Below are 25,048 nucleotides of genomic sequence, written 5' to 3' on the forward strand. Positions count from 1 at the left end.
CCCATCATCGTCATTGGATGAATTCAATAGAAGTAAGGATGGGGCATGGCTAAGCTTCGGATCGAGCAATACGCCGATCACCATGGATACAGAGGGAGACAGTCATGAGCAACGAAGGAAAATGCCCGTTCAGTGGGGGTGCCCGTTCCACCGTGGGAGTCCGGTCGAACCGCGACTGGTGGCCCAAGCAGTTGAACCTGGCCATCCTGCACCAGCATGCGCCCGCTTCCAGCCCGATGGATCCGGGCTTCGATTATGCAGAGGCTTTCAAGCGGCTGGACTTCGCCGCGCTGAAGAAGGACCTGCAGGCCCTGATGACCGTTTCGCAGGACTGGTGGCCCGCCGACTGGGGGCACTATGGCGGTTTGTTCATCCGCATGGCCTGGCACAGCGCCGGGACTTACCGTACCGCTGACGGCCGGGGTGGTGCCGGCACTGGCAACCAGCGCTTTGCGCCCATCAACAGCTGGCCCGACAACGGCAACCTGGACAAGGCCCGCCGCCTGCTTTGGCCGATCAAGCAGAAATACGGCAACCAGATCTCCTGGGCTGACCTGATGATCCTGGCCGGCAACGTGGCGATGGAGTCGATGGGCTTCAAGACCTTCGGCTTTGGTGGCGGCCGCGCCGACATCTGGCAACCCGAGGAGGACGTCTACTGGGGGGGCGAGGCCGAATGGCTGGCCACCAGCGACAAGCCGATGAGCCGCTATTCCGGCGACCGGCAGCTTGCGAATCCCCTGGCCGCCGTGCAGATGGGGCTGATCTACGTCAATCCGGAAGGTCCGGATGGCAATCCCGATCCGGTGGCCTCGGGCCGTGATGTGCGCGAAACCTTTGCCCGCATGGCCATGGACGACGAAGAGACCGTCGCACTCGTCGCTGGCGGCCACACCTTCGGCAAGGCTCACGGGGCGGGCGACCCGGCCCTGGTGGGGCCCGAGCCGGAAGCCGCGCCGATCGAGACGCAGGGCCTGGGCTGGATCAACCAGCTCGGCTCCGGCAAGGGCGTGCACACCACCACCAGCGGCATCGAAGGCGCCTGGAAGCCGAATCCCACGACCTGGGACAACGGCTATTTCGACACCCTGTTCGGCTATGAATGGGAGCTCACCAGGAGCCCTGCCGGGGCCAAGCAGTGGGTGGCGAAGGACGTCAAGCCGGAACACCTGATCCCTGACGCCCACGATCCGTCGAAGAAGCACCCGCCGATGATGACCACGGCCGACCTGTCGCTGCGCTTCGATCCGATCTACGAGCCGATCGCGCGCCGCTTCCACCAGGATCCGCAGGCCTTCGCCGACGCCTTCGCCCGCGCCTGGTTCAAACTGACCCACCGGGACATGGGGCCCAAGATCCTCTACCTCGGCCCCGAAGTGCCGGCTGAAGACCTGATCTGGCAGGATCCGATTCCTGCGGTCGATCATCTGCTGATCGATGCCCGGGACATCGCCGATCTCAAGACCAGGGTGCTCACCGCGGGCCTGTCGATTGCAGAGCTGGTGTCCACCGCCTGGGCTTCGGCCTCAACCTTCCGGGGCTCCGACAAGCGGGGTGGTGCCAATGGCGCCCGCATCCGGCTGGCCCCGCAGAAGGATTGGGAGGCCAACCAGCCGGCGCAGCTGGCCAGGGTTCTGGCCACGCTGGAGGGCATCCGGCAGTCCTTCAACGCGGCACAGACGGGGGGCAAGAAGGTCTCGATGGCCGACCTGATCGTGCTGGGCGGCTGTGCCGCGGTGGAGGCTGCAGCCAAGGCGGCAGGCCACGCGGTCGACGTGCCTTTCGCTCCGGGTCGTGGTGATGCCACCGAGGCGCAGACCGACGTTGAATCGTTCGCGGCGCTGGAGCCCGAGGCAGATGGCTTCCGCAACTACCAGAAGCAGGCTTACTCCGTGTCGGCAGAGGAAATGCTGGTGGACAAGGCCCAGCTCCTGACCCTCAGCGCTCCCGAGATGACGGTGCTCGTCGGTGGTCTGCGCGTGCTCGGCGCCAATGCGGGTGGCTCGCCGAAGGGTGTGTTTACCTCGCGGCCCCAGACTTTGAGCAATGACTTCTTCGTGAACCTGATCGACATGGGGACGAGCTGGGTGCCAACCTCGGAGGTCGGGGACAGCTTCGAAGGGCGCGATCGCAAGACCGGTGAAGTCCGCTGGACCGCTTCCCGGGTCGATCTGATCTTTGGTTCCAACTCCCAGTTGCGTGCCCTGGCCGAGGTCTATGCCCAGGACGACGCCAAGGAGAAGTTCGTACGTGACTTTGTGGCAGCCTGGAACAAGGTCATGAACCTGGATCGTTTTGATCTGAAGTAATCCTGGACGAGGTGTTCCGGAGGGCCGGGTGGAGTGTTGCCATCGGCACTCCGGAGTGCCTTTCCAGGAGGTCGGCTCAGATCGTGTACCCCAGTTGTGCGGATGCGCGGGCTCGCAGCGCCTTGATGGCTTCGCGCGCGGCTGTTTCGCCGGACAGATCCGTCAGCTCCAGCGCTTCCCCGTAGACCCGGTAGCCCGGGTTGCTGTCGCATGGCGCCACGGATCCGAAGGGGGGATAGCCTGTTCCATTCCACACCTGGTAGTACCAGTTGGTGTTTTCCTGCGCGTCCCCGTCGCACAGGAAGAAATAGATGCGTAATTCGCTGTGGCTTTGCTCGGGGCTGAGTATCGGTTTCTCATCCACGCCATTGCCGCTGTCGCTGCACACCCAGACGTCGATGAGCAGGTCGCCTGCGCGGTGCTGGTTGGCCGGGTCGTCCTGGCCGTTGTAACGCAGCCACAGTACCGATACGTCATTGAAGGGCAGCAGACGCGCACCCCCGGAATTGTCCAGCTCCAGGCCGTTCAGGCTGCGTGGTGGTTTGTTGCGGAAGTGCTGGTGATAGTGGACGGCACCCAGCTCGGTGCGGATGAAGGCGAGCAGTTCGAGGATGCGCTGCTGGTAGTCGGCCAGCAGGCGATAGGCCTTGCGGACATCGAGCAGGGCCGCGTCGAGCGGGGTTGTCATGGGCGGAGGCTCCAGATGGTGGGCGGAAAGCTGGCACGGGCAAGGCCGGGGGCGGGTAGTCCAGCAAGGGAATGGTTCAGTACCGGGGGGCTCGGGGCTGCGGCGCTGAAGACGCTGCCGAGGGGGCAGGTGGTGACCCGGATGTCGGCCGCGCCAAGCTGGGCCAGCCAGCGCGGGGCGTGGGTGCGCAGCCCGTGCCAGGCGTAGGTGGCGGCGATGTCTTCGAGCAGGCGGTGCAGTCCGGGCTGGCTGTCTGCCGGGGCGGTGGAGATGGTGGATTCGAGCGCCAGGTAGAGTTGGTTCCAGCTGCGGCATACCAGTTCGTAATCCACGACAGCGTCGCCCAGCGCGGCTTCGATCTGCGCGCCCAGTTGCCCTGCGGCGGCTTCGGTGTACTCCGACAGGCCGCCCAGGGTGAGCAGCACGGGGCGGTGCAGTTCCCCGCTGCAGGTGCCGGCGATGAGCTCCCGGGCCAATTGTTGTGCGTACTGCTGCAGGCCGTGATCGTGGCGCTTGGCCTCCACCAGCAGGCAGCGTTCGCAGCCATGGAGCACTACGTCCGGTTCCACACGTGTGCCGGCCATGTACCAGGATGGCCAGAACTGGATCTCCGTCAGTGGGCCGGGGGGCTCGTCGAGGTTCAGCAACTGGTCAAGGAAGGTCTCGAGCAGCGGGTCGGGCAGGTAGGCCAGGCGCTCGAATACGGTGGCGGTGAGCACGTCTTCGGCGCCGCCGGCCTCACCGAGCACCAGTTGCTTGCCTGCAAGGCCGGTGCCTCGGCGCTTGCCGTTGAGTACTGCAGAAAGCATTTCGTCTCCCGATCCAGTGTGGCCGCCCGCCACGCCGACAGGGGGTATACCGCAAATCGGACTGTGCCGTGTTGATCGGCCTGGGTGCGAGGTAGGAAAGCCTCGCACGCAATGCGGCAGGAAAGGCTTGACGGCAGTTCCGCCTCTGGCACTATCGGGGGAACCGATAAACCTATTCTCCTTGGGGTCATTCAGCGTGTGGAAAGTATTCAACCTCAGTGAGCTAAAGCACCGGGTCGCAGGCAGTCAGCCGGCGATTTTCGAATTCCTGCGCAGTTCGCAGATGTCCTGTGCACTCTACCGCCTGCCGGCCGGGGCCCGGGACATGCAGGCGCCGCATTTCGAGGATGAGCTCTACATGGTCCTGGAAGGCCACGCCCGCCTGCGCGTCGACGGCCAGGAACAGGATGTGGGGCCGGGCATGGTGCTGTTCGTGAGCGCGACCACCGAGCATTCCTTCTTCGACATCAAGGAAGACCTGACCCTGATGGCCATGTTCGGGCCCTCGGGCGGGATGGCCTGAGCCAAGCCTCCGGGCGCGGTTTTCCCCGTCCCGGCGCAGCCCCCGCGATATCGGAAGCCCGGCACTTCGCCGGGCTTCTGCCTTTTCTGCGTACCGCTTGCGCATCCTCGCTTCATTGCAAACCTACCAACTAGTAGATAATATTCCTGCGTCAGGACAGCCCCGGCAAGCCGGACGATTTCTTCGCCGGCCCCAGACCCATAGCGGGGCGTTACCACGACCAAGGAGGAGATGCGATGAGAGTCGCAGCAATGATGGCGGCGGTGCTCGCTGCGACGGTGCTGGCCGTGCCGGCCGGCAGGGCCGCCGAGCGCGGCGCCGACCCCCTGGGCTCGCCGCGCTGGGAGGACATGGCGCGCAGCCTGTTGTCCGGCGAGGCTTATGTGTTCGATGCGCGGGTGAAGGTTGAGGCGCCCGACCTCGCAGAAAACCCCATGCTCGTCCCGGTCACGGTCGATGCCACGGCCTTGCCCGATGTGAAGGAGGTGCTGGTCTTTGCGGACTTCAACCCCATCCTCGAGATCCTGCGCTTCCACCCGGAGGCCACCAGCGCCTACCTCGGCTTCCGGGTCAAGCTGCAGCAGTCCTCGCCCTTGCGGGCCGCGGCGAGAACCGCCGACGGCGTGTGGCATGTGGGCGGCACGCTGGTGAATACCGCCGGCGGCGGCTGCACCGCGCCCTCTGTCGGGTCGACCTCGACCGAATGGCAGAGACGCCTCAACGAAGTCACGGCGCGTGCCTGGAGCGAAGGGCCGATGTCCGGCCGGGTCCGCCTGCGCATCATCCACCCGATGGACACCGGGCTGATTGCTGGCATCCCGGCCTTCCACCTCGAGGCGCTGACCCTCCGGGATGAGGCCGGCACGCCCCTGATGCGCCTGGAGATCTCCCAGCCGGTCAGCGAGAACCCGGTGTTCACGCTGTATCGTGGCAAGCGCGACGGTGCCCTGCAGGCTGCCGGGCGGGACAACAACGGCAACACCTTCGACGTCCGGATTGCACCATGAAGCGCCTCATCCTTGCCCTGCTGGCCTGTGTCTCCCTGGCGGCCCGCGCCGATGATTTCGACTACCGGCTGGTGCCGCAGGCGGTGGCGCCCGACGTGTATGTGTTCGTTGGCAAGACCGAGGATTTCGACACGCGGAATGGCGGCAACATCGTCAATACCGGCTTCATCGTTGCGCCGCAGGGCGTGGTGGTGGTCGACACCGGCCCGTCGCTGCGCTATGGCCGGCAAATGCGCGAAGCCATCGCCCGGGTGACCGACAAGCCGGTGCTGCTGGCGATCAACACCCACCACCATCCCGACCACTTCCTGGGCAACCAGGCATTCTCCGACGTGCCGCTCGGCAGCCTGGCGGAGGTGCAGCGGGGGATCGCCAGCGAGGGCAATGCCTTTGCCGAGAACCTGTTCCGCATGAGCGGCGACTGGATGTCGGGTACCGAGGTCGTGGTGCCGACCCGGACCCTGCAGGCCGGGCCCCTGGAGGTGGGGGGGCGGCGCCTGCGCGTGCTGGCCCTCGACGGGCATACCGGGGCCGACCTGGCACTGTTCGACGAAGGCAGTGGCGTCCTGTTCGCCGGTGACCTGGTCTTCAACGACCGGGCGCCGACCACGCCCCATGCCCGGGTGGCGCGCTGGCTGGCCTCCCTGGACACGCTTGATGCCATGCTGGCCGGCGGCGGCGTGAAGGTGCTGGTGCCCGGGCACGGGGCGGTGTCCGGCAACGCGGCGCCGATCCGGCGTACCCGTGACTGGCTGGAGTGGCTGTCCGGCTCCCTGCGTCAGGCGGCGGCCGAGGGCCTGGACATGAACGAAGTCCTCGCCCGGCCCCTGCCGGAGCGCTACAAGGCGCTGCCGGTGGCGCCCGCCGAGTATCGGCGCTCGGTGGGGCACCTGCTGCCGGGCATCGAAGCCGAGGCCCTGGGGGCGGGCCATGTTCATTGATGTCCGGCGGGGCGCGGGATGATAGCCTTCGCTCCATGACCGCTCCAACCCGCTCCCAATTGCTGGCCGAGGCCGAGTACCTGATCCGTCGTTCCGGCTACTCGGCCTTCAGCTACGCCCACCTGACCGACAAGATCGGCATCACCAAGGCCAGCATCCACTACCACTTTCCCACCAAGCAGCGCCTCGCCGAAGAGGTCGTCGAGGTCGCCATGGCGCGCTTCGCCGCTGCCCTGGCCGACATCGAGGCCGGGCCGGGCGATGCGCCGGCACGCCTGCGGCAGTATGCCGAGCTGTTTCTGGATGGCTTCGACGAGCAGTTGCGTCCCCTGTGCTGTGCCCTGTCGGCCGAGCTGGCGGCGCTGCCGGACTCCCTCCATACCCGCACCCGGGCCTACTTCGAGCTGCATCTGGCCTGGCTGGGCCGGATCGTCGGGGCCGGCTGCGCGGCCGGCCAGTTGCGCTGGGCAGGGGGCGCCGACGCCCTGGCGGCCCTGATCCTGAGCACCCTCGAAGGCGGCAGCCTGGTGGCCCGCGCCATGCAGTCCCGGGCCCTGGCCCTGGACGGCTTTGCGCAGGTGCTGGCCCTGGCGCTTCCGCCGGCCGGCGCGGACGCCTAGAACAGGGGGACCAGCCTGTAGCCCTGCGTCTGGTAGCCGATCAGGGAGATGAAGCCGTCGGCCACCAGGCTCAGCCCGGGCAGCAGGGTGTTGTCGTCGATCCGAAGGACCCGCGTGGCGATGGCGCAGACCTCGTGGCGCACGCCCAGGTCGGCCAGCTCCTTGACCAGCATGGCGATGGACTCCAACGCGTCCTGGTGATCCAGCTCGAGCGAGCTGTCCGGCTTGCTGGTCAGGAAGCGCACGGTCGGCCCGATGTACACGATGATGAGATCGGGCCTGACGCCCTGGCGCAGCATGCCGCCATGGGTTTCCTTGATGATGCTCAGGTAGAAGGCGGTCTTGCGGGGATCGTTGAAATCGATCAGGAAGATCCCCTTGCCCTCCGTCACGCCGCGCAGGGCGGCGGCGTCATTGGGGGGGGCCGCCGGGGCGGGAGAACTGGCGAGGAGGGGAACGAGTGCCGCCAGCAGGCGCAGCCAGGGAGGGATCGGACGCATGGGAGTCTCCGGGCCGGAGCGTGGCAAGAGTCGGGCGAATCCGGTTCCACGGCGAAGGCCGGTGCTGAATATACCTACCAACTGGTAGGTATTCAATCCAGGCTGGCTTGCTCAGCCTCAGGTCATGCGGACGAACTCAGTTGCCGCGCCTGGGGCTGCCGTGGTGTTCCCGCAGCCCCCTGGCGGGCGCCTTCTGAGCAGAGTCGCCGCGGTGGGCCATCAGCGCACGTGCGCCGCCCTCCGGCACGGCCTGCATGTCCTTGATGTGGATGTTGTTCCACAGCAGCTGGACGGTGGCCGGGCATAGATTGAGCAGGGTGCCGGCGGCGCCGTCCACCGTGATGGCCACGGTCTCGCCGACGGCCAGGGGGACTTGCTGCCAGTCACCATCGGCGCCCTGCCAGCCGACACTGCCAGGGCCGTCGTCGCCGAGGGCGGTCCGGTAGATATGCACCTTGGTCTGGATTTCTCCGGCGGCCACCTGGCGGTAGCTGTCGGGCGGGAGGTTCTGGACGGTCAAGGTGAATCTCCTTTTGCGGGATTAATTGCGACGGATTATGTATTTCGTATTTTCAGGGCAAGGCTAGGGGCGGAGGTGGTTGATGTCAATTGCATCGTCGCCCGCTTTGGGCTTTGGGGCCGCTTTCCCTTCCACCGGATGCCCCGAAAGGGCGGGCGGATCGGCGTGTCCGCAGGGCTAGAATGGTGCGTTCAGGTCCGGCCCGATGCTGCCGTTCAGTGCATCCGATCACGAGGAGGCAATCATGAAAAAGAATCCGACCAGGCCCGCCATGTCCGGGCATCCGCAAGGCCAGGGCAGGCCGAGGACGGCCCTGCGGGCCGTGCTGCTGGCCACGGCGCTGCTGTCGGCGGGCCTGGTCACGCCGGCGCTGGCGGCCAACAAGGCCAGACTGAGCACTTACGACCATGGCAAGCCGGTCGATTACCTGCCCTGTGGCGCCTATGCCCTGCCCACCCGGGCGGCGGTGCTGATGGGCGGCGGGCTGGACGTCAAGGAGGCCTTCCGCTGGATGATCGAGCGCATGGCTGACTGCGGCAGCGGCCTGACCGGCCGGCCCGGCAACCTGCTGGTGATCCGTGCCGGCGGCAATCCGGCCTACGACAGCTTCATCTACAAGCTCGGCAAGCTGGCTGCGGTGCAGACAGTGGTGGTCCCCACGGTCGACGCCGCCAACAGCACCGAACTCGAAGGCTACATCCGCAAGGCGGGGGCGATCTGGTTCACCGGCGGCGACCAGGGCGACTACTACAACTTCTGGAAGGGCACCCTGCTCGAGCGCGTGCTGTCCGACCACGTCCGGACCTACGGCATCCCTGTCGGCGGCACCAGCGCCGGGATGATGATCCTGAGCCAGTACGCCTACATCGCCTCCCCCTCCACCATCACCTCGGCCGAGGCCCTGGCCGATCCCTTCAAGCCCGATGCGGTGACCATCAAGCGGGATTTCTGGACCTACGGCACGCCCTTCGAGCCCCTGTCCGGCACGGTCACCGACTCCCACTTCGACGCCCGGGACCGCATGGGGCGGTTGCTAACCTTCCTGGCGCGGGTGATCGGCGACGGCTGGAGCTCCGCCGCCACCGCCCGGGCCATCGGGGTGGACCAGGAGACCGCCCTGCTGATGAGCACCACGCCCGGCTCCGCCGGTGCGCCCTCGGTGACCCTCAGGACCGTCGCCAATCCGGGTGTGGATGGTGCCGCCTACCTGCTCAGGGCCGCCAGCAATTCCAGCCTGGTGCTGGCGCCCGGGCTGCCGCTCACCTTCACCCGCGTGCAGGTTCGCAAGCTGCCGGCCATCAGCGCGCCGTCCACCTACGAGCTCAATGTGGATGGCGGGCAGCTGTCATCGTCCACCGGCAGCACCTACTGAGTCTGAAGGCGCTCACAGGGTGAGCACCAGGCCTGCATCGAAGCGCGGATTTTCCAGCTCCAGCGGCCCGTCGGGGTGGGCCCGGCGGGCGTAGCCCCGGGGGTTGCACACCACCCGGGTGGCGCCGATGCGGTAGTCGAAGCTGTCGTGGGTGTGGCCGTGCAGCCACAGGGCCGGCTGCCAGCGCAGGATGTGGGCGTCCAGGTCGGACACGAAGCAGGCATTCACCGGCGAGCCGGCAAACTGCGGGGCGACGCTGCGCAGGCTCGGCGCGAAGTGGGTGATCACCACCGTGGGCCCCGGGTGGGGGCGGGCGAAGCACGCCTCCAGCCACTCCACCGACTCCAGGAACAGCAGCTGGGAAAGCGCCGGCGAGAAGGTCTCGGGAAAGTCCGGCGCCACCCGGATCCGCGTGTAGTCGCGGGTGAAGCCCAGCGCCGCCTGCACCCCCTGCAGGCGTGCCGCCTCGCTGTCGAAGATGCGGAAGTCCGACCACAGGGTGCAGCCCAGGAAGCGCACGCCCTGGTGGACCCACTCGCCGCGCTCCAGCACCCGCAGCGGGCTGCCCGCGGCCAGCCGGCCCAGCTCCAGCCGGGTGCTGAGCAGATCGCTGCCGTAGAACTCGTGATTGCCCGCCACGTAGAGCGTGGGCCGGGGCGTCGCGCGCGCCCACTCGATGGCCTGCGCCGGCCGGCCGAGGTCGCCCGCCAGCACGATGACATCCGCCTCCACCTGCGGAAAGGGCATCGGCGCGGCGGACAGGTGGAGGTCGGAGAGAAGGGCGATGCGCATGGCGGAAGGTGCTCCAGGTGAGGGGCGGTGGGTGTGCGGGCATGCTAACTGCGCGGGCGGCCCACCACCAGCCGCACGACTGGCCATCGAGCAGGTCCAAGCAGGGAAAACCCGAGCCTCTCCCGCGCTGTCCGCTGCGCCGGTGGAGAGCGGAAACAGGATCTTCTCCTCACCCGCCAGCGTGTCCTGCTTGCGGCTTGTGCGCCTGTCACATAGGGTTAAACAAAGGAGAGGGGCGGGTTTCCGTGGCGAGTGCGGACAAGGGGGCTGAACCGTGAAATTGCATGTGTTGCCTATCGTCATCATGCTGGCGGGCTGCGCCAGCATGCTGCCCACGTCGCGGCAGGACGTGAAGAACAACTGGGAGGATTTCGAGCAGGCCAAGCACGCCTACGACCGCATCGTGCCTTACCAGACCGACATGGCCACGGTGCGCGAGCTGGGTTTCGATCCGGCGGTCACGCCCAACGTGCAGATCCTCAACCACTCCCAGGTGGTGCGCGCGGTGCTGCCCTCGCCGCTGCAGGAGCGGGCGGCGATTCCACCCGGCATCCTCGACTGCATGAAGGCCCAGGACGGCTGCGTCGGCTACTTCATGGAGCCCAGCCGCATCGACCGCAAGCGGGTGGGCAATTTCATGCTCGACTTCCTCAACTTCAAGCGCGACACCCTGACCACCGGCTGGAAGTTCGGCGCCCTGATCGTGGTGGTCAACGACAAGGTGGTCTTCAAGCAGTGGAGCGGCCGCCCGCGCATCGAAGAGACCGAACTGCGCTCCAACCCCCTGGGGCCGCTGCAAGGCCTGGGCGAGGGGCTGCGGCCCACGCCCTGAGCGGTGGGGACCCCGGAAGTTCAGCTCCGGGAGCAACCGGTTCCCTCCGGAGCGAAGCGAGTTCCTCACGGCGCGAAATGAGTTCCCCTCCGGGGCCGCTCCATCTGGATTCAGAGGGGAACATGTTGGGCTCGGTGCCGAACGTGTTTCCCTCCGGGCGAAGTGAGTTCACCGCGGAAGGAAACAGGTTCGGTTCCGGAGCCAGACCCACTGGCCTCAGCGGGAACAGCTTCAGTCCGGAGGGACACTCACCGGGCTCCGGGCCGAACCCGCTGCCCCCCGGAGCCGAACCGGCCTGCCCGGGTTCAGGCCGGTATGGCCGGCACGGCCGGGCGCAGGATCTCCCGGTCATCGATGGGGTAGTGCAGGGCGGCGGCGATCACCCCGAGGGCGATGCCGCTCAGCCAGATCAGGTCGTAGGAACGGGTCGCCTCGAACACATAGCCGCCCAGCCACACCCCGAAGAAGGCGCCCAGCTGGTGGCCGAAGAAGACGAAGCCGAACAGGGTGGTGATGTAGCGGACTCCGAAGACCTGGGACACCAGGCCGTTGGTGAGCGGCACCGTGCCCAGCCACAGAAAGCCCATCACTGCGCAGAACAGGTAGAGGCTGGCCGGGCTGAGGGGCAGCAGCACGAACAGCGCCATGGCGGCCGCCCGCAGCAGGTACAGGATGCACAGCAGGTGCTTGCGCCGGTAGCGGCCGCCGAGCAGCCCGCACACATAGGTGCCGGCCACGTTGGCGAGGGCGATGGTGGCCAGGCCGGCAACGGCCGTGCCGGCCGACAAGCCCTTGTCCTGCACGTAGGCGGGCAGGTGCGAGGCGATGAAGGCGAGTTGGAAGCCGCAGGCCAGGAAACCGAAGTTGAGCAGCCAGAAGCCCCGGTGGCCGAAGGCCTCGGCCAGGGCGGCGCGCAGGCTCTGGCCGGAACCGGCGGACGGGTCCTGGCCGGGCCGGTCGTGCAGGGGAAGGGCACAGGGCAGCAGCAGCGCGCAGAGCAGGGCCAGCGCGCCGAGGGCGCCCATCCAGCCGAGCTGGTCGATCAGGCCCTGGGCGCCGGGCACCAGGAAGAACTGGCCCAGGCCCCCCACCGCGCCGGCCAGGCCGAGGGCCCAGCTGCGCTGCTCCGCCGGCACCAGGCGGCTCAGGGCCCCGTACACCACGCCGAAGGAGGTGGCCGACAGGGCCACGCCGATGCCCACGCCCGCCGTCAGGTTGAAGCCCGCCAGGGAATCGGCGCCGGCCATGCCGTACAGCCCCAGGCCGTACAGGGCCAGCCCGCCGGCGATGACCCGGCGGGCACCGAAGCGGTCGGCGATCATCCCGGTGAAGGGCTGGGCCAGGCCCCACACCAGGTTCTGCAGGGCGATGGCGAAGCCGAAGGCCTCCCGCGACCAGCCCCGGTCCAGCGTGACCGGCACCAGGAAGATGCCCTGGGCGTGGCGTACGCCGAGGGCCAGGCCCATCACCAGGCCCCCGGCCACCACCAGCATCCAGGGCTTGGTGAGGGTGTTCGAACTATTTGTCATGGCTTTCTCGCATTCGATTGGGTAAAGTGAAGCCGCTTCTGTTGCGGCTTCTTCTGCCTTGATTAGAGTGGCTCGCAAGCCGGGCTTCAAACCACTTTTTGGTTTCTTTCGTATGAGGTGATTGCATGTCAATCGGTCTGGCCCGACTTCCCTCCCTGGATCTGATCCGGGGCTTTGTAGCGGTGGGGCGGCGCATGAGCATCACCCTGGCCGCCCAGGACCTGTGCCTCACCCAGTCGGCGGTGAGCCGCCAGGTGCTGGCCCTGGAGGACATGCTCGGCGTGCGCCTGCTGCTGCGCGGGCATCGCGCCATCTCCTTCACGCCGGAGGGCGAGCGCCTGTTCCGCTGCGCCGACGGGGCGATCAGCGACCTGCAGGACGTGGTGGGCGTGCTCCGCGGCGGTGCCGCGGCCCGCCCGGTGACGGTGAGCACCAGCATCGGTGTCGCCGGCCTGTGGCTGATGCCGCGCCTTGGGGACTTCCTGCAGGCGCATCCGGGCATCGATGTGCGCCTGTCGGCAAGCAACCGGGTGGCCGACCTGAAGGTGGACGGGCTGGACATGGCGGTGCGCTACTGCCCGCCCGAGACAGCGCCCGAGGGCGCCCAGCGGCTCTTCGGCGAGACCATCGCGCCGGTCGCCCATCCCTCCCTGGGGCTGTCCGGCACCCTGGATCTGGCTGCACTGGAAAGCCGGGTGCTGCTGGAGTTCGACGGGGAATACCGCCCCTGGCTGCGCTGGAGCGAGTGGCTGGCCAGCCAGGGCTGGGACGCGCTGAAGCCCCGCGGCGTGCTGCGCTTCAACCAGTACGACCAGCTGGTGCAGGCCGCCATTGCCGGCCAGGGGGTGGCCCTGGGGCGGCTCGAGCTGATCGGGCAGGCCCTGGCCGATGGCCGCCTGTGCCGCCTCGATACGCCCCGGCCGGGGCCGGCCAGCCCCAATGCCTTCTGGCTGCTGCGTGCCGAAGCCGCGGCGCGGCCGGAGGTGGAGGAGGTGGCCAGGTGGATCGTTGCGGAGGCTGCTGCTACAGGTCAGGAAGCGCTTGGCCGAGAAGAAAAGGGCAGCTGACCGGCGGGAGGGGAGGGGGGCAGATGCCGGTCAGCCGCAAAAGCTCAGGGTGCTCAGCCACGCCAACAGGTTGTCGGGGGCCAGCCAGGCCCGGAAGCCGCCGTACAGGGCGGCCAGCAGCAGGGCCGCCCCGATCAGCCGGGCAAGGCCGGCGAGGGGGCTGAAGCGCCTGAGCGGGTTCCGGGTGTGCATGGGCTGCATTCGAACGCGTCGGGCGTGCTGTGACAAACGGAAAAAGAGCATGGCTCGCATGCCTTGGAGGAATGGTCGGGAAAATCCTCCCCCCGCTTTTTCACCGTGGCCGTCTGGCATGCGAACGGCGCATGTGAATCCTGAGAATTTCCCGTTTGATGGGGCTTCGCATTCCGAATTCAAATGGGGGCACCCGGCGCGGGCTGACCGCGGCGGGCTTCTCCAATCCGATTTTTGCGGAGGTTCCCATGTCCCTGGCCATCGATCCCGTTCCCGTGTCCGTCCGCCACGCTGCTGGCGGCCGTCCGTCCCACTCCCCTGGCCTGCGGCCTGCCTTCTCGCCTGCCACGCCCCGGGTCCCCGGGGTGGACGCCGGGCTCGACTACCTGCAGCCCATGACCGGCCGGCCGGTCAATTACCTCTACGAGCCGCCGCCGGGCACGCCCTGGGAGAACTGCGCCTACGCTGCGCGGGTGATGCACATCGCCGATGCCAGGGCCATCGCCGCGCGGCCGTCGGTGGACCGCGAGGGCTACGAGCTGTGGGAGGCGCCCTCGGCGTTGCCCGACTTCCATGACCATGAGGCGATCCGCCGCGATTACTACCCGGAGATGGCCGAGCTGGCCTGCTGGGTGACCGGCGCCCGGGAGGCCTTCGTGTTCGATCACCTGGTGCGGCGCCGTGAGGCGGGGCGGCCGCCCCTGGGCTTCGGCCGGATGGGCGACGGCAGCCGCCCGGCCGCGGTGAGCCGGGTCCATAACGACTACAGCGAGGCCTCCGGCCGCGCCCGCCTCGACAAGGTCGTTACCGACGCGGCCCGGCGGGCCGGGGTGGAGCGCTTTGCCATCATCAATGTCTGGCGCTCCATCGCCGGACCCGTGATGGATACGCCCCTCGCCGTCTGCGATGCCCGCTCGGTGCTGGCCGATGACCTGGTGCCGGCCGAGATCCGCTACCCGGACCGGGTCGGCGAGATCTACCTGCTCCACCATGCGGCCCGCCACCGCTGGGCCTTCTACCCGGAGATGGACCGCCACGAAGCCCTGGTCTTCAAGCAGTACGACTCGCGGGTGAATGGCGTGGCCCGCTTCACCCCCCATGCCGCCTTCGACCTGCCGGCTGTGCCGGCCGACGCGCCCCTGCGCCAGAGCATCGAAGTGCGCTGCCTGGTGCTGTTCGATTGAGCCGCCTCCATTCCCCCCCGATCCAGGGAGAAACCATGAATACCGAAACCCATGCGCCGGCCCTCGAGTTCTGGTTCGAGTTCGGCAGCAACTACAGCTATCTCAGCGTGATGCGCATCGAGGCGGCGGCCGCCCGCCAGGGGGTGCGCGTCCTGTGGAAGCCCTTCCTGCTCGGCCCGATCTTCCGGGCCCTGGGCATGGACAACTCGCCCTTCGTGCTGCAGAAGGAGAAGGGGGCCTACATGTGGCAGGACATGGTCCGCGAGTGTCGCAAGTACGGCCTGCCCTGGCAGCGCCCCAGTGTCTTTCCGCGCCTCGGTGTGCTGCCCCTGCGGGTGGCCCTGGCCGGTGAAGGCGAGCCCTGGGTGGGCGCCTTCTGCCAGGCGGTGATGCAGCTCAATTTCGTGCATGACCAGGACATCAACAGCGAGGCTGCCCTGGCACCGCTGCTGGAGGGCCTCGGCCTGCCGGCCGCGGAGATCCTGGCCGCCGCCGGCAGCGACGCCGTCAAGGCCCGCCTGCGTGCCCACACCGACGAAGCCCGCGCCCGCGGCGTCTTCGGCGCACCGACCTTCTTTATGGGGGAGGAGATGTTCTGGGGCAACGACCGGCTGGACGACGCCCTGGCCTTCGCAGCCCCTACCCGGCCTTGATCTGCCGCCCGCACTCGCTGAGCAGGCGGCGGATCCAGCGGTGGGCGGGGGTGAGGTGGTTGCGCTCGTGCCACAGCAGGTAGAAGCGCATGTCCGGAAAGGGGATGGGCGAGGGCAGGATGGCCAGGGGCAGCAGGTCGGCGTAGAAGCGGGCGAAATGGCGGGTGGTGGTGAACACCAGGTCGCTGTTCAGCAGCAGGTAGGGGGCGGTGGTGAAGGACTGCACCACCACCCGTTCGTCCCGGTTGATGCGGTGGGTGGCCAGCATGGTATCCACCACGCCGCGCTGGCTGATCGAGTAGGGCATCGGCACGATGTGGGCGGCGCGCTGGTAGTCCTCGGCGCTCAGGCCCTTGCGGGCCAGCGGGTGGCTGGCCGCCACCAGGCACACCACCTCGTCCTCCAGCAGCATCGACAGGTGCATGCGGTGGGGCGGTTCCGGCCAGTTGCCGATCACCACGTCCAGGTCGCCCTCGGCCAGGGAGCGCTCGAAGTCGAAGCTCGGCCCCAGCGACTGCAGGCTCAGGCGCACCTGGGGCGCTTCCTTGCGGATCCGCTCCACCACCCCGGCCATGAAGATCGGCGCCAGGTAGTCCGGTGCACCGATGCGGAACTCGTAGCGGCTGGTCTGCGGGTCGAAGGATTCCGGCGAGAAGGTCATCCGGTCGATCTCGGCCAGCGCGCCCTTGGCGTGGGAGAGCAGGGTGAGGGCCCGCTCGGTGGGCACCATGCCGCTCTTCTCCCGCACCAGCAGCGGGTCGCCGAGGATCTGGCGAAGGCGCTTGAGGGCCAGGCTGACCGCCGGCTGCGACTGGTTCAGCTTGAGGGCCGTGCGCGACACGCTGCGCTCGGTGACCAGCAGGCACAGCATGCGCAGCAGGTAGGTGTCGAGTTGGTCTTCGCTTCGTCGGCTGCTCATCGGGGGCTCGCAGGGGGGGGCCGGGGGGCCAGGAAAATATCAGAAACTATATACGGCTTATAAGCCCATATCCGATTTCTTAAGCGCGCCTCGCCCTACACTCGTCTCCATCCAATACAAGCACAACAAGGAGACAGACCATGGGACGACTGACCACCCACGTGCTCGACACGGCCAACGGCCGGCCGGGCAACGGCATCGCGGTGACCCTGTTCCGCATCGACGGCGGGCGCCGCGAGCTGCTGCGCACCCTCACCAACCACGATGGCCGCTGCGACCAGCCCCTGCTGCAGGGTGAGGCCCTCGAGGCCGGCAGCTACGAGCTGGTCTTTGCCGCCGGCGACTACTTCCGCAGCCTCGGTGCGGCCCTTCCCGAGCCCCTGTTCGTCGATGAGGTGGTGCTGCGCTTCGGCATCGCCGACCCGTCCCAGCACTACCACGTGCCCCTGCTGGTCTCCCCGTGGAGCTACTCCACCTACCGCGGCAGCTGAGCCCCGCCGCCTTTCCGCAAGAGACTGACGAGACATGGAAACCTATCTCCTCGACTGGGCCAACCTGCTGCTGCGCTGGCTCCACCTGATCACCGGCATCGCCTGGATCGGTGCATCCTTCTACTTCGTGATGCTCGACAACTCCCTGAGGCCGCCGAAGAAGGCCGCCGATGGCGAGCGCGGCGTCTTCGGCGAGCTGTGGGCCGTGCATGGCGGCGGCTTCTACTGCAGCCAGAAATTCCTCACCGGGCCGAAGGGCGAACCCCTCAGCGACGACCTCCACTGGTCCAAGTGGGAGGCCTACACCACCTGGCTGTCGGGCATGAGCCTGCTGGTGGTGGTGTACTGGATCGGCGCTTCCAGCTACCTCATCGACAAGCAGGTGCTGGACATCGGCCAGGGCGCGGCGATCGGCCTGTCGGTGGGCTTCCTGGCGGTCGGCTGGGTGGTGTATGACTTCCTGTGCCGCACGCTGATGGGCCGCGACGGCCTGCTCGCCGTGCTGGTCTTCATCTTCGTGGTGGCCTGCGACTGGCTGCTGCACCAGGTGTTCTCGGCCCGCGGCGCCTACATCCACGTGGGGGCCATGCTCGGCACCATGATGGTGGCCAATGTCTTCATCCACATCATTCCCGGCCAGAAGCGCATGGTCGAGCAGATCCGCGCCGGCCTGCCGGTGGACACCCGCCCCGGCCAGGTGGGCAAGCAGCGCTCGGTGCACAACACCTACTTCACGCTGCCGGTGCTGTTCATCATGATCAGCAACCACTACCCGATGACCTATTCCCACCCCCACGGCTGGCTGATCCTGGTGGTGATGATGCTGGCCGGCGTGCTGATCCGTCAGTTCTTCGTGCTGCGCCACCGGGGCCAGGTGAAGTGGTGGCTGCCCGCCGCCGGGGTGGCCCTGCTCGTCACACTGATCGTGCTGATGGCGCCCAAGACGGTGGATGCGGGCGGCGACAAGGTCAGCTTCGCGGCCTTCAGGCAGGTGGTGGATCACCGCTGCACCACCTGTCACGCCGACAAGCCGACCCGCGAGGGCTTTGCCCAGCCGCCCAAGGGCGTGGTGCTGCAGACGCCGGAACAGATCGGCCAGCACGCCGCCAAGATCGCCGAGACCGTTGCCAGCGGCTACATGCCCCTGGGCAACCTGACCGGCATCACCGACACGGAACGACAGCTCATCGCCCGCTGGTACGCCCAGGGCGCCCGGCTCGCCGACTGAGGCCGGCCACGAGGACATCCCATGACCACGACTACGCTCGAGACCCTCTCTGCCGCCGACCGCGACGGCTTCGTCGCCCGCCTGGCGGACATCTTTGAACACTCGCCCTGGATCCCCGAGCGGGCCTGGGCGGCCCGCCCCTTCGCCAGCGTCGACGCGCTCCACGCCGCCATGCTGGCGGTGCTGGACGCCGCCAGCGACGAGGAGAAGCTCGGCCTGATCCGCGCCCACCCGGAGCTGGCCGGCAAGGAAGCGGCCGCCGGCACCCTCACCACCGCGTCCACCGGCGAGCAGCGCGGCGCCGGCCTGGACCAGTGCAGCGCCGAGGAACTGGCCCGCCTGCGCCGTCTCAATGCGCAGTACCGGGAGCGCTTCGGCTTCCCCTTCGTGATCGCGGTGAAGGGCCTGTCCCGCTACCAGATCATGGACGCCGTGGAGGCCCGTCTGGCCCGCGACCGGGCCGGCGAGTTCCGCACCTGCCTCACTGAGATCGGCAAGATCGCCCGCTTCCGGCTGGACGCCCTGCTGGCGGTCTGAACGATATTCACTGGCATGCAAGGGCGGTGGAGCCGCCTCTGCACAGCCAGCCTTCTCCTGCAACCCACCGCCGGTTCTCCCTCCCTCCCGGCCGGTGGGCTTTTTTTTTTGCGGGACGCTCAGCGGTCCTTGTGGGCGAAGTCCACCCGGCGGTTCTCGGACCAGCAGCTCTCGTCGTGGCAGGTGGCGCGGGGCTTTTCGCTGCCGAAGCTGACCGCCTCGATGCGGCTGTCGGCCACGCCCATGTTCACCAGCGCCTTGCGAACGGCTTCGGCGCGCTTCTGACCCAGCGCCAGGTTGTATTCCCGGCTGCCGCGCTCGTCGGCATTGCCTTCCACGGAGATCAGGTCGCTCGCGGTGGCGGCGGTGAAGTCCGCCTGCTGCTTGACCACATCCTGGTAGCGGGCCGCCACGGTGAACTTGTCGTAATCGAAATACACGCTCTTCTTGGCCAGCTCGGTCCGCGCAGCAGCCAGGCGGCGAGCCTCCAGTTCGGCGGCGGACAGCTTGTCGGCGGCGACCGGGGCGGTGTTGGCCTGGGCCGCGGCAGGGGCGCTTTCCGGCGCGGTGACGGTCTTGGTTGCGGTGGTGGAACAGGCGGCAAGGGCGGCACAGGCCAGCAGGCTCGCCAGGACGGTTTGTTTCATGAAATCGAACTCCAGGACGGGGGCAGAAAGGGGAAACAAAAGCCCCACAGCCGGTTCAAGACGATCATGAGTACGGCTTTAGGGTTTGCGAAATTTATTGCTGCAAATTATATTGATGGCAATCTATCTAGGAAAGGGGACGTCGGCCTTGCATGGCCGATGCGATTCGTACCCGTTCCATCAACGGGCAACCACCAGCAAGGAGACTTTGGAGGGCCTTCCGCGATCCCGGTTCAGGTCGGGGCGTGGAGCCCTCTGTTTTTTGCATGCCGCTTTCCTTCAGCGATCTTGAACCATCCCCTTTGCTGCTGTTCGGACTGTTGCTGCTCGCCGGTACGGCGGGCGGAGAACTGAGTCGCCGAGTCTTCAATCTGCCACGCACCACAGGCTATGTGCTGGTGGGGGTCATGCTCGGCAACAGTGGTCTGCGCTGGGTCGATCCCTATGTGTTGGGGGCTGCCCAGTTTTTCATCTACCCGGCACTGGGTCTGATCCTGTTCGAACTGGGCAACCGCCTGCCCGCGCCAGGAGAGGGGTTTGACCGGCGCCTGGTATTGACCGGCTTGGCCGAAAGCGGCGGTGTGCTGGCCGTGGTCGGCGGCGTGCTGTTGTGGGCCGGCGCTGATCCACTGACGGCGGGCTTCGGTGCCGCGGTGGCGCTATCCACGTCGCCGGCGATCACCATTGCCACAACCGCCGATGTGGGTGCCGATGGCCCTTCCACTCGTCGTTTGTATGGACTGGTCGCCATCAATGGTTGTGTGGCCTTCACCATGATGTGTCTGCTGCGCCCGCTGATGCAGACCGACGATGCGGGACTCACGGTAGCCCACGTGGCAGGAGCCTTCGCCGAACTGCTGTTGTCCGTGGCGCTGGGGGCAGGCCTGGCGGCCCTGGCCTGCCGCGCGGCCGGCTGGCTTGGCCACCATGCGGAGCATCAGCATCTGATGCTGCTGGGTTTGATCGTGATCGGCACGGGGCTGCCCCTTAGCCTCGATGTGTCGCCGCTGCTCACGTTGCTGTCTTTTGGTGTGCTGACCCGCCTGTTAGACCGGCAGGGAAGGGTCGTAGCCCTGCGGATCGCATCGGATGCGCGGGTGTTCCTGGTGGTCACCTTCGTGCTGGCGGGGGCTGCCCTGGATATCGGCGAACTGCTCATGCACTGGCCGCTCGCGGTGGCCCTTGCGCTTGCACGATTCGGGGGCCACTGGGGTGTCCTGCATGTGGCAGGCCGTCTGGATGGGCAGGCGCCGGCGCTGGCCCTGTTCACTGCGGTGGGCTTACTGCCCATGTCCAGCGTGGCGCTGGTGCTGCTGGGCGATGCCGGCTTGGCCGGTAGTGACGCCCCGCATCTGGCGGGCGCTCTGATGGGGCTGATCGTGCTGATGCAACTGCTCGGCCCGCTCTGCACGCAACTGGCAATCATCGGCTTCGGCGAGGCGCGGCGCTACCAGCCTCGTCGCGGCAAGCGCCATCTGCCGAACGGAGCCCGTCCCTCATGACGATTCTGCGTGACGCCTGGGAGGCCCTGCAGGATCGCCTCTTCTTCCTCCCCCCTTTTCCAGATCAACTTGATGCCTTGGCTCTGTTCGCCCTGCTGCTGATCGCCGGCCTGGTGGTGGGGGAGTTGCTGCAGCGCCGTCTGGGGCTGTCGCGCCTCGTCGGCTATGTGCTGGCGGGCGCCGTGTGCGGTCCGGAGGGGTTGGGCTGGCTGGATGCCGAGGGGGTGGCGATGGCACGCCCCGTTGCAGATGTGGCTCTTGGGCTGTTGATGATGGAGACCGGGCGCAATCTGGATTGGCGCTGGCTCAGGCTCAATCCCGGCCTGTTGCGCAGCGCCGGCGCCGAGGCGGGGCTCGCCTTTGCCGGACTGTTTGCCTTTGCCTGGCTGGCGGTGGATCTGTCACCCGCCTGGAGCGCGGCGACGGCTGCCATCGCCATGGCTTCCGCACCGGCGGTGGTGCTGCTCATCACCGAGGAGTGCCGGGCCGAGGGGCAGGTCGCACAGCGTACCCAGGTGCTCACTGCGATCAACTGTACAGCCTCATTTGTGGTGTTTGCGATAGTGCTGGGGGTCATCCATGCAGAGCAGTCGGGTGACTGGCTCAACAGCCTGGCCCACCCCTGCTGGGTGGTAGGTGGCGGTGGCATCATCGCCTGGCTGTGCGCCCGCCTGGCCCTGGCGGTGGCGGCCCGGCAGTCCGGTGGTGCGCTGGCCCAGGTCTTTGTGCTGGTCGCGGCGGCCTTGCTTGCCATCGGGCTGGCACGCATGGTGGCAGTGCCGGTCTTCCTGTGCCTTTTCATGATGGGGCTTGCCTTGGGAAGCCTGGATCGCGGTCGCGTGCTGACCTACGCCAGCCTGCCTCAGGGGCATGGTCTCCTGGCCGTGGTCCTCTTCGTCGTCACGGGGGCCATGTTACCTCTCACCGACATGACCCCCCTGGCGGTGGCCCAGGTGCTGGGTTTGCTGTTGGTGCGCGGGCTGGCGAAGTTTGGCGGGGTTACTCTCGTCGGCCAGGCAGATCTGCCGATGGCCAAGCGGCGCCTGGTCGGGTTGGGCATCCAGCCGCTCTCCGCCACGGCCATCTTCATGGCGGCCGAACTGACGACGATCTATCCGGAGGTCAGCGGCCAGGCCCTGGTGCTGCCGCTGCTGGCAGCGGCGGTGATGGAGTTCATTGGCCCGCAATTGTGCCGTGCGGCGCTGGTGCGGGCGGGGGAGACGGCGCCGGCCGCCGGGAGGAGAACAGAATGAGCGATCTGGCGGGTCTGCGTTTTGCGTCGAGCCGTCCCCTGACCCTCGGGGTGGAGCTGGAATTGCAATTGGTGTCCCTGCGGGACTACGACCTTACCCGCGCGGCCACCGATCTGCTGGCCAGCTTGCCGGGTGATGACAGCCATGGGGAGGTGAAGCTAGAGATCACCGAGAGCATGATCGAGGTGAACTCCAAGCCCCGTCAGGACATTGCCGGCATCGCGGCGGACCTGGAGGGCCTGCGGGCCTTGCTGGTTCGTCACTGCGGGCGCAACAACATCGCGGTGTGTGGTGGCGGAACCCATCCCTTCCATCGCTGGCCCGAGAGGCGTATCTCGCCTGGCGAGCGATTCGCGTTTCTGAACGAACGTTACGGCTACCTCAGCAAGCAGTTCACGGTGTTCGGCCAGCATATCCATGTGGGCGTGCGCTCCGGCGATGAGGCGATCTGGCTGACCCATGCCCTCAACGCCCACATCCCCTATTTCATTGCCCTGTCGGCCTCCTCGCCTTACATGGATGCCACCGACACAGGCTTCCAGTCGGCGCGGCTCAACGCCGTGTCGGCCTTTCCCCTGTCGGGGCAGGCCCCTGACGTCGCGGATTGGGCCGCCTTCCTCGACCACATGGCCTTGTTGCAGTCCTGCGGCGTAGCCGCGAGCATCAAGGATCTGTACTGGGATGTGCGCCCCAAGCCCGAGTACGGCACTGTTGAACTGCGCATCTGCGACACTCCGTTGAGCGTGGCGCGTGCGGTGCAACTTGCGGCCCTGGCGCAGTGTCTGTGCCGCTACCTGTTGCGGGAGCGGCCGCCGGTGGATCCGGTGCTGCAGACCTTGGTGGCCCGGCACAACAAGTTCCAGGCCTGCCGCTTTGGCTTCGAGGCTGAACTGGCTGACCCTCTACGCCGCGAGCCGCGGTGCCTGGCCACGGCGCTGGAGGCATTGCTTGCCACGCTGGCAGGTGATGCCGCGGCGTTGGGCTGTTCCGGCCAGCTCAATGCATTGCGGGAAATCACCGAGGCTCGTGCTGGTGATGCCGCCTGGCTGCGTGCTCGGGCGGCGACGGGGCAGCATGCGTTCAATGAGCTGACCCGGCAAGCTGTTGAGCGCTTTGCCGAGCCATCCATACAAGGGGGGGGGATCTAGATGGCTATGCCGTCTGTGGCATCACTGGCATTGGGGCTGCTTGCCAGCGTGGTCTGTGCGCATGTGGGGGCAGCGTGCACGACGCGGGAGTCCCGGCCTGGCACCGAGGCAGGCAACGCCTGGGTGACGCGCGCAAACTGGCTGGAGGCCGGCACCCTGCGCTTCGGCGTGACCCGCCCGGCGCAATTCATGCCCGGGCTTAGCGTCGCGCCGGCCAGTGCGGCGGCGTCGCGGCCGGCGGCTTCCTGGCGCCTCGATCCGGACAGGGTATCGGTCACGGACCCGGCGGACGACAGCACACGCAGCCTGCGCTTCCTGCTTGAAAACCGGATCGACGCTGACGGGGTGATAATCCTCCGCCAGGGTCGAACCCTCCTCGACTACCGTCGCAGCGGCTTTGACCCCGCCGCTCCGCGCCTTCTCCAGTCAGCCACCCGACCCATCCTGGTCGCCTGGCTGGCCAGAGCTGCCAGCGAAGGTCGCCTGGCCCGGGACAAGGCCATTAACCGCCTCATTCCCGAGTTGGGTGATGTCAGGGAGTTGGGCAAGCGGCCCGTGCAGCGCCTTCTGGATGGGCGCACCGGTCTGGGCTGGGGGGATGACGAGATCGGTCAGTGGCGCAGCGTGGCGGGTTGGACCGCGGCCCCGGGGGCGGACCTGCGGGGTTGGCTCAAGGCTCGTCCTGTATGGCCGCGGGCCGAAGGAGAGCATGGAGCGGAGGCGATCGGTCCGGGGGGAGAGCTGCTGGTGTGGGTGGTCGAAAAGGCCCGGCGCCAGCCTGTCGCTGCGCTCCTGTGCGAGATGCAGGAACGCATCGGCGCCCGCCACCCCGCCTTCTGGGCGACCGACGGGGTCGGCACGGCGCTTGCGGATGGGCTGGCACTCAGCCTTGAAGACTTTGCGAGTTTTGGTCAGGCGCTGCTGGACGCCCGCGGCCGCCCTGGTCGGCGCACTTATCTGCCCGCCTGGTTTGCCGATGCCCTGGCGGCGGGGGGGGGGCAGGACGCTGAGCGTCCGGCGGCCGTCAAGGCGCTTGGGGCGGACGTGGGCTGGCAGTACCATTTTGCCCACCCGGGTCGGCGAACCCGTCAGGCCGCCATCGTGGGGGAGAACGGCAGCAGCCTGCTGGTGGATTTCGATCGGGGGCTGGTCATCGCGATGTTTGCATCCCATGCCCAGCGGGAGTCGCCCCTCCTTATGGCGAGTTTGCGGCGGCTTTGGGAGATGCCCGTGAGCACGGGAGGGAGACGTGGCAAGAAAGGGTGAAATGCAGCGTCAGGGCTGGACGTTCCGCCTGGGCTGGGGACTCCTGCTGGCACTGGCCGTGCAGGCGCTGGCGGCCTCCGATCTGTGGCCGGAACGCTCCCGCGCGGTGCTGGTGCTGGCCGGCGAGTTCCAGGTGCCGGTGGAGCAGGCGGAGGGCGAGCGGGCCCTGACCCTGGCCCTGGACCCGCAGGAAGTGTTCGACGCGCGGGGCGAGACCATCCGTCCCGCCTGGCTGGGCTTCCTGCGCGGCCTGGCGTCCCAATTCCAGCCGGGCAGCGGCTTCCGCCTGGTCATCACCGGCTACGGCGACCGTCCGGCCAAGGGCTACAACCCGGTGCTGCTGGGCAAGCGCGTGCGCGCCCTGCAGACCTTCCTGGCGGAGAACGGCCTGGCCATGACCTGGTCCCGCGCCGAGGTGAGGGAAGGCGATGCCTACGAAGGCCCCGCCGAGATGCTCGACGAGGCCTGTTGCGGCAAGGTCATCACCCTCAAGCTGGTGGTCAGCTGAGGGGGCGGATC

General features: G+C 67.7%; 27 protein-coding genes. 18 read left to right on the forward strand and 9 right to left on the reverse strand.

Features of this window, described 5'->3' with window-relative positions; translation table 11 throughout:
- Positions 1 to 104: 104 nt before the first annotated feature.
- Positions 105 to 2,309, forward strand: a complete 2,205-nt coding sequence (gene katG / locus HHL15_RS11940) for a catalase/peroxidase HPI (RefSeq protein WP_169145992.1) — start codon at positions 105 to 107, stop codon at positions 2,307 to 2,309.
- Between the two features lie 76 nt (positions 2,310 to 2,385).
- Here the strand turns inward: katG and HHL15_RS11945 are convergent, their stop codons facing one another.
- Both HHL15_RS11945 and HHL15_RS11950 read right to left on the reverse strand, forming a co-directional pair.
- Positions 2,386 to 2,997 carry a hypothetical protein gene (locus tag HHL15_RS11945; protein WP_169145993.1) on the reverse strand — a complete coding sequence of 204 codons (612 nt, stop codon included), beginning with the start codon at positions 2,995 to 2,997 and terminating at the stop codon, positions 2,386 to 2,388.
- Complete coding sequence (locus HHL15_RS11950; RefSeq protein ID WP_169145994.1) at positions 2,994 to 3,806, reverse strand: hypothetical protein; 813 nt, start codon at positions 3,804 to 3,806, stop codon at positions 2,994 to 2,996. The genes HHL15_RS11945 and HHL15_RS11950 overlap by 4 nt, the downstream gene beginning before the upstream one ends.
- A gap of 283 nt (positions 3,807 to 4,089) precedes the next feature.
- On the opposite strand from HHL15_RS11950, the gene HHL15_RS11955 reads away from it, so the two are divergent.
- The 4 genes from HHL15_RS11955 (at position 4,090) to HHL15_RS11970 (ending at position 6,897) form a co-directional block, all read left to right on the forward strand.
- A complete protein-coding gene (locus tag HHL15_RS11955; protein WP_169145995.1) occupies positions 4,090 to 4,329 on the forward strand; it encodes a cupin domain-containing protein in 240 nt (79 codons plus the stop codon).
- A gap of 236 nt (positions 4,330 to 4,565) precedes the next feature.
- Positions 4,566 to 5,336 carry a quinoprotein dehydrogenase-associated SoxYZ-like carrier gene (locus tag HHL15_RS11960; protein WP_235943365.1) on the forward strand — a complete coding sequence of 257 codons (771 nt, stop codon included), beginning with the start codon at positions 4,566 to 4,568 and terminating at the stop codon, positions 5,334 to 5,336.
- Positions 5,333 to 6,277, forward strand: a complete 945-nt coding sequence (locus HHL15_RS11965) for a quinoprotein relay system zinc metallohydrolase 1 (RefSeq protein ID WP_169145996.1) — start codon at positions 5,333 to 5,335, stop codon at positions 6,275 to 6,277. The genes HHL15_RS11960 and HHL15_RS11965 overlap by 4 nt, the downstream gene beginning before the upstream one ends.
- Before the next feature lie 35 nt (positions 6,278 to 6,312).
- A complete protein-coding gene (locus HHL15_RS11970; protein WP_169145997.1) occupies positions 6,313 to 6,897 on the forward strand; it encodes a TetR/AcrR family transcriptional regulator in 585 nt (194 codons plus the stop codon).
- On the opposite strand, the gene HHL15_RS11975 is transcribed toward HHL15_RS11970, so the two are convergent.
- Positions 6,894 to 7,397 (reverse strand): DsrE family protein, encoded by a 504-nt coding sequence (locus tag HHL15_RS11975; protein ID WP_169145998.1) that lies wholly within the window; start codon positions 7,395 to 7,397, stop codon positions 6,894 to 6,896. The two genes, HHL15_RS11970 and HHL15_RS11975, sit on opposite strands and share 4 nt — an antisense overlap.
- Before the next feature lie 136 nt (positions 7,398 to 7,533).
- Positions 7,534 to 7,917 carry a hypothetical protein gene (locus tag HHL15_RS11980; protein ID WP_169145999.1) on the reverse strand — a complete coding sequence of 128 codons (384 nt, stop codon included), beginning with the start codon at positions 7,915 to 7,917 and terminating at the stop codon, positions 7,534 to 7,536.
- Positions 7,918 to 8,161: 244 nt separating this feature from the next.
- On the opposite strand from HHL15_RS11980, the gene HHL15_RS11985 reads away from it, so the two are divergent.
- The gene (locus HHL15_RS11985) at positions 8,162 to 9,289 is read left to right on the forward strand and encodes a cyanophycinase (RefSeq protein WP_169146000.1); all 1,128 of its coding nucleotides are present in this window, start codon (positions 8,162 to 8,164) and stop codon (positions 9,287 to 9,289) included.
- A gap of 12 nt (positions 9,290 to 9,301) precedes the next feature.
- Here HHL15_RS11985 and HHL15_RS11990 read toward each other — a convergent pair whose 3' ends face one another.
- Entirely contained in the window at positions 9,302 to 10,081 is a 780-nt protein-coding gene (locus HHL15_RS11990; protein WP_169146001.1) for a metallophosphoesterase, read from the reverse strand.
- A 274-nt stretch (positions 10,082 to 10,355) separates the two neighbouring features.
- Between HHL15_RS11990 and HHL15_RS11995 the strand changes: the two genes are divergently transcribed.
- Entirely contained in the window at positions 10,356 to 10,913 is a 558-nt protein-coding gene (locus HHL15_RS11995; protein WP_169146002.1) for a hypothetical protein, read from the forward strand.
- A gap of 305 nt (positions 10,914 to 11,218) precedes the next feature.
- Here the strand turns inward: HHL15_RS11995 and HHL15_RS12000 are convergent, their stop codons facing one another.
- Positions 11,219 to 12,442 (reverse strand): MFS transporter, encoded by a 1,224-nt coding sequence (locus HHL15_RS12000; protein ID WP_169146003.1) that lies wholly within the window; start codon positions 12,440 to 12,442, stop codon positions 11,219 to 11,221.
- Positions 12,443 to 12,567: 125 nt separating this feature from the next.
- Here HHL15_RS12000 and HHL15_RS12005 point away from each other — a divergent pair, with 125 nt between their 5' ends.
- Positions 12,568 to 13,509, forward strand: a complete 942-nt coding sequence (locus HHL15_RS12005) for a LysR substrate-binding domain-containing protein (protein WP_169146004.1) — start codon at positions 12,568 to 12,570, stop codon at positions 13,507 to 13,509.
- 30 nt (positions 13,510 to 13,539) lie between these two features.
- On the opposite strand, the gene HHL15_RS12010 is transcribed toward HHL15_RS12005, so the two are convergent.
- The gene (locus HHL15_RS12010; RefSeq protein WP_169146005.1) at positions 13,540 to 13,701 is read right to left on the reverse strand and encodes a hypothetical protein; all 162 of its coding nucleotides are present in this window, start codon (positions 13,699 to 13,701) and stop codon (positions 13,540 to 13,542) included.
- A gap of 248 nt (positions 13,702 to 13,949) precedes the next feature.
- Here HHL15_RS12010 and HHL15_RS12015 point away from each other — a divergent pair, with 248 nt between their 5' ends.
- Together HHL15_RS12015 and HHL15_RS12020 are read left to right on the forward strand one after the other, a co-directional pair.
- Positions 13,950 to 14,885, forward strand: a complete 936-nt coding sequence (locus tag HHL15_RS12015) for a CmcJ/NvfI family oxidoreductase (RefSeq protein ID WP_206198730.1) — start codon at positions 13,950 to 13,952, stop codon at positions 14,883 to 14,885.
- A gap of 35 nt (positions 14,886 to 14,920) precedes the next feature.
- Positions 14,921 to 15,538 (forward strand): 2-hydroxychromene-2-carboxylate isomerase, encoded by a 618-nt coding sequence (locus HHL15_RS12020; protein WP_169146006.1) that lies wholly within the window; start codon positions 14,921 to 14,923, stop codon positions 15,536 to 15,538.
- Here the strand turns inward: HHL15_RS12020 and HHL15_RS12025 are convergent.
- Positions 15,525 to 16,457, reverse strand: a complete 933-nt coding sequence (locus HHL15_RS12025; RefSeq protein WP_169146007.1) for a LysR family transcriptional regulator — start codon at positions 16,455 to 16,457, stop codon at positions 15,525 to 15,527. The genes HHL15_RS12020 and HHL15_RS12025 overlap by 14 nt on opposite strands.
- A 140-nt stretch (positions 16,458 to 16,597) precedes the next feature.
- On the opposite strand from HHL15_RS12025, the gene uraH reads away from it, so the two are divergent.
- Genes uraH through uraD form a run of 3 tightly spaced genes read left to right on the forward strand, consistent with a single transcriptional unit; the run spans position 16,598 to position 18,713 of the window.
- Positions 16,598 to 16,948, forward strand: coding sequence for a hydroxyisourate hydrolase (gene uraH / locus HHL15_RS12030; RefSeq protein WP_169146008.1), 351 nt, complete (start codon positions 16,598 to 16,600; stop codon positions 16,946 to 16,948).
- Positions 16,949 to 16,982: 34 nt separating this feature from the next.
- Positions 16,983 to 18,176 carry a urate hydroxylase PuuD gene (locus HHL15_RS12035; RefSeq protein WP_169146009.1) on the forward strand — a complete coding sequence of 398 codons (1,194 nt, stop codon included), beginning with the start codon at positions 16,983 to 16,985 and terminating at the stop codon, positions 18,174 to 18,176.
- A 21-nt stretch (positions 18,177 to 18,197) separates the two neighbouring features.
- Positions 18,198 to 18,713 carry a 2-oxo-4-hydroxy-4-carboxy-5-ureidoimidazoline decarboxylase gene (gene uraD, locus HHL15_RS12040; protein WP_169146010.1) on the forward strand — a complete coding sequence of 172 codons (516 nt, stop codon included), beginning with the start codon at positions 18,198 to 18,200 and terminating at the stop codon, positions 18,711 to 18,713.
- A 119-nt stretch (positions 18,714 to 18,832) separates the two neighbouring features.
- Here the strand turns inward: uraD and pal are convergent, their stop codons facing one another.
- Positions 18,833 to 19,360 (reverse strand): peptidoglycan-associated lipoprotein Pal, encoded by a 528-nt coding sequence (gene pal / locus HHL15_RS12045; RefSeq protein WP_169146011.1) that lies wholly within the window; start codon positions 19,358 to 19,360, stop codon positions 18,833 to 18,835.
- A gap of 266 nt (positions 19,361 to 19,626) precedes the next feature.
- On the opposite strand from pal, the gene HHL15_RS12050 reads away from it, so the two are divergent.
- The 5 genes from HHL15_RS12050 to HHL15_RS12070 are packed head-to-tail and all read left to right on the forward strand — an operon-like array spanning position 19,627 to position 25,037.
- A complete protein-coding gene (locus HHL15_RS12050) occupies positions 19,627 to 20,862 on the forward strand; it encodes a cation:proton antiporter (protein WP_169146012.1) in 1,236 nt (411 codons plus the stop codon).
- Positions 20,859 to 22,115, forward strand: a complete 1,257-nt coding sequence (locus tag HHL15_RS12055; protein ID WP_169146013.1) for a cation:proton antiporter domain-containing protein — start codon at positions 20,859 to 20,861, stop codon at positions 22,113 to 22,115. Before HHL15_RS12050 ends, HHL15_RS12055 begins: the two co-directional genes overlap by 4 nt.
- Positions 22,112 to 23,263 carry a YbdK family carboxylate-amine ligase gene (locus HHL15_RS12060; RefSeq protein WP_169146014.1) on the forward strand — a complete coding sequence of 384 codons (1,152 nt, stop codon included), beginning with the start codon at positions 22,112 to 22,114 and terminating at the stop codon, positions 23,261 to 23,263. The genes HHL15_RS12055 and HHL15_RS12060 overlap by 4 nt, the downstream gene beginning before the upstream one ends.
- On the forward strand, positions 23,264 to 24,529 hold the full coding sequence (locus HHL15_RS12065) for a serine hydrolase domain-containing protein (RefSeq protein ID WP_169146015.1): 1,266 nt from the start codon (positions 23,264 to 23,266) through the stop codon (positions 24,527 to 24,529). It abuts the gene before it with no gap.
- A complete protein-coding gene (locus tag HHL15_RS12070; protein WP_169146016.1) occupies positions 24,513 to 25,037 on the forward strand; it encodes a hypothetical protein in 525 nt (174 codons plus the stop codon). The genes HHL15_RS12065 and HHL15_RS12070 overlap by 17 nt, the downstream gene beginning before the upstream one ends.
- The last annotated feature ends 11 nt before the right edge of the window (positions 25,038 to 25,048 follow it).

It is taken from the genome of Zoogloea dura (assembly GCF_012927165.1).
Classification (GTDB): Bacteria; Pseudomonadota; Gammaproteobacteria; order Burkholderiales; family Rhodocyclaceae; genus Zoogloea; species Zoogloea dura.